The sequence below is a fragment of the Arthrobacter sp. TB 26 genome (assembly GCF_000427315.1).
Classification (GTDB): domain Bacteria; phylum Actinomycetota; class Actinomycetes; order Actinomycetales; family Micrococcaceae; genus Arthrobacter.
In genome coordinates this window covers 1-10515 of record NZ_AUPJ01000263.1, presented here as the reverse complement: position 1 = coordinate 10515, position 10515 = coordinate 1, and the positions used below count along the sequence as shown (strand labels likewise).

Here is a 10515-nt window from a genome sequence, read left to right as displayed (position 1 = left end):
CAGGCCGGCGTCGGGATGGCAGCGAACTCCCGCTGGAAATCACCTGCTCGCTGGTAACCCTCGGCGACGGCCCGGCGATGGCGGTTGCCATCCGGGACGGCAGCCACCGGGAGGACACCGATTCGGGCCGCCGCCTGGCGGTCTCGCTGCTCGATGCCACGCTGGAAACCACCGCCGACGGGATTGTGGTGGTCTCCACCGAAGGCCTGATCACCGGTGTCAATGACCAGTACCTCAAGTTGTGGGGCATGCCGCCGGAGCTGATCGCGGCAGAGGACCCGACGGCGTTGGTCAGGTTTATCTCCCAGCAGCTGCTGGATCCGGAGTACTTCTTGCGGAAGGTCGCGGAACTGCACGCCGACAGGGCCCGGCAGAGCCACGACGTGCTGGAGTTCATCGACGGCCGCACCGTGGAGTTGTACTCCCGGCCGCAGAAGGTTGCGGACGTGATCGTGGGCCGGATCTGGAACTTCCGGGACATCACCGCCCGGCAGCGCGCCCAGGACCAGGCCCGCCGGGCGATGGAGGAGCTCGCCGAACAGGCTGACAAGCTGAAGGAACTCGCCTTCCAGGACCCGCTGACCGGGCTGGCCAACCGGATGCTCTTCAACGAGCGCGCGGCCGATGCGCTGCTGACCCCCGGGCCGGTCCACGTGCTGCTGCTGGACCTGGACGACTTCAAGGAGGTCAACGACGTCCTGGGCCACCACGCCGGGGATGAAATGCTCGTGGAGATCTCCCGCCGGCTGCAGCAGTGCGTCGGGCCGCACGGCACCGTGGCACGCCTTGGCGGGGACGAGTTCGTCGTGCTGCTGGTCGACTGCAACGATGCCGACGCCGTGGCCCAGCGGATCGTGGCCACGTTGAACGCCCCGGTCTCCATCGAGGGCACCCTCATGCGGCCGGCCCTGAGCCTCGGCGTGGCCTCGCGCGGCTCCGGGACCATGACGTCCTCCGAGCTGCTCCGGCAGGCCGACCTGGCCATGTACGCGGCCAAGGAAGCGGGCAAGAACTGTTACGTGCATTTCCGGCCGGAGATGCTCGCCGCGCTGCTGGAGCGCACCCAGCTGACCGCCGGCCTGCGGCGTGCCGTGGAACTCGGGCAGATCGTCGTGCACTACCAGCCGGTGGTGTCTGCGGAGAAACTGGAAGTCGTGCAGTTCGAGGCCCTGGCCCGCTGGCAGTGGGAGGGGCAGCTGGTTCCGCCGGACGAGTTCATCCTGACCGCGGAGCGCAGCGGCCTGATCCGGGACATCGGGGCTGAAGTGCTGCGGCGCAGCTGCACCGAGCTGCAGCCCTGGCTTGCGGAGGACCCGTCCCGGTCACTGGCCGTGAACGTCTCCGGGGTGCAGCTGCAGCACCCGGACTTCGCCGAACGCGTCCTGGACATTGCGGAGTGGAGCGGCGTGGACCCGCACCAGCTGGTGCTGGAGGTGACGGAAAGTGTGTTCTTCGACGCCCGCTGCCAGGTCATCACCCAGCTCGTGACCCTGCGCGGGGCAGGCATCCGGGTGGCCCTGGACGACTTTGGCACCGGCTATTCCTCCCTGGGCCGGCTGCAGGAGCTGCCCGTGGACATCGTGAAGATCGATAAGTCCTTCGTCTCCATGCTGCGCACCGGGGCGGAAAAACTGCCCATCCTGACCTCCATGATCCACATGGCCCGCAGCCTGGGCCTGAAGGTCACGGCCGAGGGCATCGAAACCCCGGAGCAGGCCCGCTACCTGATGGACCACGGCTGCGATGCCCTGCAGGGCTTCCTCTTCTCCCGCCCGGAGCCCGAGCCCCGCCGGGAGCTCGGCATCCGCAGTGCCGCCGCCGCCATTGCGGCGCTGGAAGGTGTCCCGCTGCCCGCGTAGCAGCCCCCGTCCCGGGACGGGCGAGGCAGGCCCGAAGACACATTAACAGGCCGCGCATGACGCATATCACTCACGGCGGCTGCACCACATATGATTCAGTGAGCGCAGCCCGCTTCGTTCTTCGAAACGCTGGCTGCCACTTCACATCCGTCGCTTGGGGGGCAGGCAAAAAACATGGAATCTGGACTCGCACAACTACTGCTGGAGCACAGCCCGGACCCGCTGCTGCTGCTCGCTCCGGACGGGTCCATTTCCTTCCTGAACGCCGCCGCCGAGGACCTCTTCGGCTACTCCCGCGCCCAGCTGCTGGGCGCTGATTCGTCCCTGCTCCTGGCCGAGGCGTCCCGCGAACCCTTCCACGGCGTGCTGTCCCGCCTGGGCGTTTCCGCGCCCCGTTCCGGCCAGCCTTTCGCCGGGTCCGGCCGCCGCGCCGACGGCACCGAAGTCCCGGTCGAGATCACCTGCTCCCTGCTGCCGCCCGACGCCGGGAACGGCTCGCCCGCGCGGTCCGTCGCGCTCTCGGTCCGCGGCGCCGGCCACCGTCCGGAGGTGCTGTCCGGGAACGGCACTGCCGGGAACATCACTGCCGGGAACATCACTGCCGCTCGCCAGGGCGACGCCGGCGCTGCCGCGGACGCCGCAGCGCACCGACGTCGGACGCTTGCTGCCTCCGCGGCGGTTCCCGCCGCCTTCGCCGCGCACGATGACCAGTTGCGGGCCGGGGTGCTGCGTGATCCGCTGACGTCGCTGCCCAACGGGACCCTGTTCAACGAACGGCTCGCCGCGGCACTGCACCGGCCGGACCCGGTGGACGTGCTGCTGCTGAACCTGGATGACTTCAAGAACCTCAACGACATGCTGGGCCGTTCCTCCGCGGACGAACTGCTGGTGGAGGTCGCAAGCCGGCTGCGCAACTGCGTCCGGCCGCACGACACGGTGGCCCGGCTCGGCGGCGACGAATTCGTGGTGCTGCTGACCGAATGCCTCAACGCCGACGCGGTGGCCAAGCGGATTTCCGAGTCGCTGTACGAGCCCCTGCGCGTCGGCGGCTCGCTGATCCGGCCCGGCGTCAGCATGGGCCTCGCCTCCCGGACCTCCGGGACGCTCGACGGCGCGGAGCTGCTGCGGCAGGCCGACGCGGCCATGACGGCGGCGAAGTCCGGGGGCAAGAATGCCTGGCTGCGGTTCCGGCCGGAGATGCTGAACACTGTGGTGAGCAAGGCGGAGGGCCAGGCCGGGCTCCGGCAGGCGGTGGAGCTGGGCCAGATCTCGGTCCACTACCAGCCCGTGGTGAACCCCGGACTCGGGGCAGTGGTGCAGTTCGAAGCGTTTGCGCGCTGGGAACGGCACGGCCGGCTGGTCCCGCCCAACCAGTTCCTGCCCGTGGCCGAACAGAGCGGCCTGATCCGCGAGATCGGCGACGAGGTCATGCGCCGGGCCTGCGCCGAAATCCGGCCCTGGCTGGCCGGCGACGCCGCGTACAGCGTCGCGGTGAACGTCTCCGGCCTGCAGTTCCAGAACCGTGACTTCGCCACGGACGTGCTGGCGATCGTGGCGTCCACCGGCGTGGATCCGCGCCAGCTGATGCTGGAACTGACCGAGAGTGTGTTTTTTGAGTCGGATTCGGACGTGCTGCGCCAGCTCCGCCAGTTGCGGGAGGCCGGCGTGCGGATTGCGATGGACGATTTCGGCACGGGCTACGCGTCCCTGGGCCGGCTCAAGGAACTGCCGCTGGACAAGGTCAAGATCGACCGCTCCTTTGTGGCCATGATCAAGACCGGCCAGGAACACCTGCCGTTTTTCGGCACCATGATCAATGCCGCGCATGACCTGGGACTGAAGGTCACGGCCGAGGGCATCGAGACTCCCGCCCAGGCCCGGTACCTGATGGAGCGCGGCTGCGACTCCCTGCAGGGCTATCTGTTCGCCAAGCCGGCCCCGGCCAGTGACCTGGCCGGGACCATGGAAAGCGCCCTGACGGCGATCGACAAGGTCGACGCCGCGCGGTAGCCCCGCGGCGGCTGCAGGCCTCAGCCCAGCCGGCTACTGCCGGTGGTCGAGCTCGTCGAGGTCCGCGCCCACCATGGCCGCGCTGCGCTCCCACAGCTCCCTGGCGGTTTCCGGGTCGTACGCCAGCTTGTTGGCCTTCGCCAGCGCCCGCTTCGCGTAGTAGGCGCCGGAGATCCAGTCCTGCCCCGGTGTGGCTGTGGCGAGCCACACGAGCGTGTCCGCGCCCTGTTCAGGGCTCAGCATGAACCTGTTGAGGAAGCTCCGGTACATGAACCGGAACGGGCTGGTGGTGTCCGCGGCGAAGTTGGTGGCCACGACGCCGGGGTGGAAGGCTGCCGTCGAGATCCCCGCCGCGTGGTAGCGGTTGTTCAGCTCCGCGGTGAAGAGGATGTTCTCAAGCTTGGCGTTGCCGTACGCGAGGTTGGCGGAGTACTTGTTCGCCACCTCAAGGTCGTTGAGGTCCAGCTTGCCGTAGAGCGAGTTCGCGGCGCTGGAGGTGTTGATGACTGTGGCGTTGCTGGCTGTGAGCACGTCCAGCAGCTCGGTGGTGAGCAGGAACGGGGCCAGGTGGTTGATCTGGAAGGTCTTCTCGTGGCCGTCCACGGTGAGCTGGCGCTGGCCCATGATGCCGCCGGCGTTGTTGGCCAGGACGTCGATCCGCGGGCATTTCTCTTTCAGCTGCGCGGCGAGTTGGCGCACCTGTGCCAGCTCGGCGAAGTCGCTGACGAAGAAGTCCGCGCCGATCTCCCTCGCGATCCGTTCGGTCTTCTCGGCGGAACGCCCGACGACGATCACCCGCTCCCCCTGATTGCTCAGGGTCCGGGCGGCGGACGCGCCGATGCCGTCGCTGGCTCCGGTGATGACAATGGTCCGTGCGGTCATGAAGAAGTCCTTTGTGCGGAAGCGGTTATCGGGCTGTCGAATCGAGCCTACCGAACCACAACGACGCCGGGTTGACCAACGTTCCCTCTGTGGATTCCGGGTTAAATGCGGGAGGACCCCCAACATGGTTGGGGGTCCTCGACCGTTTAATGATGTTCCGGCGGTGACCTACTCTCCCACACCCTCCCGGGTGCAGTACCATCGGCGCTGTGGGTCTTAGCTTCCGGGTTCGGAATGGGACCGGGCGTTTCCCCCACGCTATGACCGCCGTAACCTTGTGTCCCGAACCCCCGTGGGGGGTGGGAAATCTGGTGTTACAACTGTGGTGTTATTCAGTTGGTTTGGTTCCTCGAACAACGGGTTTGTTGTTTGGGAACCACATAGTGGACGCAAGCAGTCTTGTTTCTTCGTACCACCCCTGGGTGCGAACCCCTTTTGAATGGGTTCGCGGGGTGGTGTGTGGTGTAAGTTATCGGCCTATTAGTACCGGTCAGCTTCACGAGTCGTTAGTCCTCGCTTCCACATCCGGCCTATCAACCCAGTGGTCTGGCTGGGGGCCTCTCACACACAAGGTGTATGGAAATCTCATCTCGAAGCGAGCTTCCCGCTTAGATGCTTTCAGCGGTTATCCCATCCGAACGTAGCTAATCAGCGGTGCACTTGGCAGTACAACTGACACACCAGAGGTTCGTCCGTCCCGGTCCTCTCGTACTAAGGACAGCCCTTCTCAAATTTCCTGCGCGCGCAGCGGATAGGGACCGAACTGTCTCACGACGTTCTAAACCCAGCTCGCGTACCGCTTTAATGGGCGAACAGCCCAACCCTTGGGACCTACTCCAGCCCCAGGATGCGACGAGCCGACATCGAGGTGCCAAACCATGCCGTCGATATGGACTCTTGGGCAAGATCAGCCTGTTATCCCCGAGGTACCTTTTATCCGTTGAGCGACGGCCATTCCACAATGTACCGCCGGATCACTAGTCCCGACTTTCGTCCCTGCTCGAGATGTCTCTCTCACAGTCAAGCTCCCTTGTGCACTTACACTCGACACCTGATTGCCAACCAGGCTGAGGGAACCTTTGGGCGCCTCCGTTACTTTTTAGGAGGCAACCGCCCCAGTTAAACTACCCATCAGGCACTGTCCCTGACCCGGATTACGGGCCGAAGTTAGATGTCCAAAGTGACCAGAGTGGTATTTCAACGATGACTCCACCCGAACTGGCGTCCGGGCTTCAACGTCTCCCACCTATCCTACACAAGCCACTCCGAACACCAATACCAAACTATAGTAAAGGTCTCGGGGTCTTTCCGTCCTGCTGCGCGTAACGAGCATCTTTACTCGTACTGCAATTTCGCCGAGTTTATGGTTGAGACAGCGGGGAAGTCGTTACTCCATTCGTGCAGGTCGGAACTTACCCGACAAGGAATTTCGCTACCTTAGGATGGTTATAGTTACCACCGCCGTTTACTGGGGCTTGAATTCTCAGCTTCGCCTTGCGGCTAACCGGTCCTCTTAACCTTCCAGCACCGGGCAGGAGTCAGTCCGTATACATCGTCTTGCGACTTCGCACGGACCTGTGTTTTTAGTAAACAGTCGCTTCCCCCTGGTCTCTGCGGCCCCTGCACGCTCCGGACAGCAAGTGTCCATCACGATGGGGGCCCCCCTTCTCCCGAAGTTACGGGGGCATTTTGCCGAGTTCCTTAACCATAATTCTCTCGATCGCCTTAGTATTCTCTACCTGATCACCTGTGTCGGTTTGGGGTACGGGCGGCTAAAACCTCGCGTCGATGCTTTTCTAGGCAGCATAGGATCACCGAATCCCCCCTTACGGGAGTCCCATCGGGTCTCAGGCATCATGAACGGCGGATTTGCCTACCGTTCGCCCTACATCCTTAGACCGGGACAACCATCGCCCGGCTCGGCTACCTTCCTGCGTCACACCTGTTAATACGCTTGCCTCCCAGGATCAGGTCCCGCGCTCCACCAAAACCCTTCACCCACAAGGGGTGTCAGGCAGGTATTGGGCGGTTAGTATCCCCTGTTCAGCATGGGCGGTTTTTCGCCGGTACGGGAATATCAACCCGTTGTCCATCGACTACGCCTGTCGGCCTCGCCTTAGGTCCCGACTTACCCAGGGCAGATTAGCTTGACCCTGGAACCCTTGATCATTCGGCGGACGGGTTTCTCACCCGTCTTTCGCTACTCATGCCTGCATTCTCACTCGTGTAGGCTCCACCGCTGGTTTACACCGCGACTTCACTGCCCACACGACGCTCCCCTACCACTCCAGACGCCTGAACCAACCCACAAGGGGCGGCTTAGCTAATATCTGAAATCCACAACTTCGGCGGTGTACTTGAGCCCCGCTACATTGTCGGCGCGGAATCACTTGACCAGTGAGCTATTACGCACTCTTTTAAGGATGGCTGCTTCTAAGCCAACCTCCTGGTTGTCTTCGCAACTCCACATCCTTTCCCACTTAGCACACGCTTAGGGGCCTTAGTTGGTGGTCTGGGCTGTTTCCCTCTCGACTATGAAGCTTATCCCCCACAGTCTCACTGCTGCGCTCTCACTTACCGGCATTCGGAGTTTGGCTGACGTCAGTAACCTTGTAGGGCCCATTAGCCATCCAGTAGCTCTACCTCCGGTAAGAAACACGCAACGCTGCACCTAAATGCATTTCGGGGAGAACCAGCTATCACGAAGTTTGATTGGCCTTTCACCCCTACCCACAGCTCATCCCCTCCATTTTCAACTGAAGTGGGTTCGGTCCTCCACGACGTCTTACCGTCGCTTCAACCTGGCCATGGGTAGATCACTTCGCTTCGGGTCTAGATCACGCCACTGCAACGCCCTATTCAGACTCGCTTTCGCTACGGCTTCCCCACACGGGTTAACCTCGCGACGTAACACTAACTCGCAGGCTCATTCTTCAAAAGGCACGCCGTCACCAGAATCAGACTGGCTCCGACGGATTGTAAGCACACGGTTTCAGGTACTGTTTCACTCCCCTCCCGGGGTACTTTTCACCTTTCCCTCACGGTACTGGTCCGCTATCGGTCATTAGGGAGTATTTAGGCTTATCAGGTGGTCCTGACAGATTCGCACGGGATTTCTCGGGCCCCGTGCTACTTGGGATACTCCCCGGGCGGTACACAACATTTCGGTTACGGGGCTCACACCCTCTCTGGCCGGCCTTTCAAGACCGTTCACCTATGCCTGCACTACACACCCCACTGTCCCGGCAGAGACAGAATGGGAAGTCCCACAACCCCGACCATGCAACGCCCGCCGGCTATCACACATGGAACGGTTTAGCCTGATCCGCGTTCGCTCGCCACTACTGACGGAATCACTATTGTTTTCTCTTCCTGCGGGTACTGAGATGTTTCACTTCCCCGCGTTCCCTCCACGCACCCTATGTGTTCAGATGCGGGTCACCAGGCAGCTCGCGCCCCTGGCGGGGTTTCCCCATTCGGACACCCTGGGATCACAGTCCGGTTATCGACTCCCCCAGGCTTATCGCAGATTCCTACGTCCTTCTTCGGCTCCTAATGCCAAGGCATCCACCGTGTGCTCTTAAAAACTTGACCACAAAAGATCAAAAAAACTAATTTTCGAGAGAACCACGAAAACCAACCCACACACCCAAAAGGCGCCCAGGTCAGATCCAGGTTCATATTCTTGGAAATTGCTTCTTATAAAAGATGCTCGCGTCCACTATGTAGTTCTCAAACAACAACCCCATACCACACACCCCACACACACAACAGTGCATGATCGGTGCAGCCAGGAAACCAGAAACACAAGTCCCACACCCCACCACCGGAGACTCCCCCGTAAGGGAACCCGGCCATGAGCCATGGTCCTGTTGCCTCAGGACCCAACAGTGTGCCAAACACTACCCAGCGAAACATTCCAGCCGCGTTCCAGGACCCGCCCGAAGGAAGATCCGTACTTGCTGCCGGCACATGCCGCCAGGCACCTATTTGTTGATATTCCACCCGTGAGCACCCGCCGCAGAACTAGCGTCTGCGCAACGGGCGTACTCCTGACAACCCCGCCACACCCACATACATGAGGCACGGTGATTGTAGGCGCTCCTTAGAAAGGAGGTGATCCAGCCGCACCTTCCGGTACGGCTACCTTGTTACGACTTAGTCCCAATCGCCAGTCCCACCTTCGACAGCTCCCTCCCACAAGGGGTTAGGCCACCGGCTTCGGGTGTTACCAACTTTCGTGACTTGACGGGCGGTGTGTACAAGGCCCGGGAACGTATTCACCGCAGCGTTGCTGATCTGCGATTACTAGCGACTCCGACTTCATGGGGTCGAGTTGCAGACCCCAATCCGAACTGAGACCGGCTTTTTGGGATTAGCTCCACCTCACAGTATCGCAACCCTTTGTACCGGCCATTGTAGCATGCGTGAAGCCCAAGACATAAGGGGCATGATGATTTGACGTCGTCCCCACCTTCCTCCGAGTTGACCCCGGCAGTCTCCTATGAGTCCCCGCCATAACGCGCTGGCAACATAGAACGAGGGTTGCGCTCGTTGCGGGACTTAACCCAACATCTCACGACACGAGCTGACGACAACCATGCACCACCTGTAAACCGACCGCAAGCGGGGCACCTGTTTCCAGGTATTTCCGGTTCATGTCAAGCCTTGGTAAGGTTCTTCGCGTTGCATCGAATTAATCCGCATGCTCCGCCGCTTGTGCGGGCCCCCGTCAATTCCTTTGAGTTTTAGCCTTGCGGCCGTACTCCCCAGGCGGGGCACTTAATGCGTTAGCTACGGCGCGGAAAACGTGGAATGTCCCCCACACCTAGTGCCCAACGTTTACGGCATGGACTACCAGGGTATCTAATCCTGTTCGCTCCCCATGCTTTCGCTCCTCAGCGTCAGTTAATGCCCAGAGACCTGCCTTCGCCATCGGTGTTCCTCCTGATATCTGCGCATTTCACCGCTACACCAGGAATTCCAGTCTCCCCTACATCACTCTAGTCTGCCCGTACCCACCGCAGATCCGGAGTTGAGCCCCGGACTTTCACGGCAGACGCGACAAACCGCCTACGAGCTCTTTACGCCCAATAATTCCGGATAACGCTTGCGCCCTACGTATTACCGCGGCTGCTGGCACGTAGTTAGCCGGCGCTTCTTCTGCAGGTACCGTCACTTTCGCTTCTTCCCTACTGAAAGAGGTTTACAACCCGAAGGCCGTCATCCCTCACGCGGCGTCGCTGCATCAGGCTTTCGCCCATTGTGCAATATTCCCCACTGCTGCCTCCCGTAGGAGTCTGGGCCGTGTCTCAGTCCCAGTGTGGCCGGTCACCCTCTCAGGCCGGCTACCCGTCGTCGCCTTGGTGAGCCATTACCTCACCAACAAGCTGATAGGCCGCGAGTCCATCCAAAACCACAATAAAGCTTTCCACCCCCCACCATGCGATGAGGAGTCATATCCGGTATTAGACCCAGTTTCCCAGGCTTATCCCAGAGTTAAGGGCAGGTTACTCACGTGTTACTCACCCGTTCGCCACTAATCCCCCCACAAGTGAGGTTCATCGTTCGACTTGCATGTGTTAAGCACGCCGCCAGCGTTCATCCTGAGCCAGGATCAAACTCTCCGTTGAAGTAAAACAGACACAACCAACACCCCCGGGAAAACGGGACGTGCCGGCTGCACAAAATTTGAAACCAGCTGTAAAAACCAGACCACACCACGGGGTGGCGGATCCAGTCAATTCAACCAATTCAATACAAT

General features: G+C 61.6%; 3 protein-coding genes and 3 rRNA genes. 2 read left to right on the top strand and 4 right to left on the bottom strand.

Annotation, left to right across the window (positions count from 1 at the left end):
* Both K789_RS22765 and K789_RS0109655 read left to right on the top strand, forming a co-directional pair.
* Window positions 1–1859, top strand: a 1859-nt coding sequence (locus tag K789_RS22765) for a putative bifunctional diguanylate cyclase/phosphodiesterase (RefSeq protein WP_024366579.1), incomplete at its 5' end; no start/stop codon positions are given.
* Between the two features lie 174 nt (window positions 1860–2033).
* Window positions 2034–3869, top strand: coding sequence for a putative bifunctional diguanylate cyclase/phosphodiesterase (locus tag K789_RS0109655; RefSeq protein ID WP_024366578.1), 1836 nt, complete (start codon window positions 2034–2036; stop codon window positions 3867–3869).
* 33 nt (window positions 3870–3902) lie between these two features.
* Here K789_RS0109655 and K789_RS0109650 read toward each other — a convergent pair whose 3' ends face one another.
* The 4 genes from K789_RS0109650 to K789_RS0109635 form a co-directional block, all read right to left on the bottom strand.
* The gene (locus K789_RS0109650; RefSeq protein WP_024366577.1) at window positions 3903–4751 is read right to left on the bottom strand and encodes an SDR family NAD(P)-dependent oxidoreductase; all 849 of its coding nucleotides are present in this window, start codon (window positions 4749–4751) and stop codon (window positions 3903–3905) included.
* 155 nt (window positions 4752–4906) lie between these two features.
* Window positions 4907–5023: ribosomal RNA gene (gene rrf / locus K789_RS0109645) — 5S ribosomal RNA — on the bottom strand.
* 187 nt (window positions 5024–5210) lie between these two features.
* Window positions 5211–8345, bottom strand: a 23S ribosomal RNA gene (locus tag K789_RS0109640).
* 515 nt (window positions 8346–8860) lie between these two features.
* Window positions 8861–10384, bottom strand: a 16S ribosomal RNA gene (locus K789_RS0109635).
* The 16S, 23S and 5S rRNA genes sit together here, the layout of an rRNA operon.
* Window positions 10385–10515 lie beyond the last annotated feature (131 nt).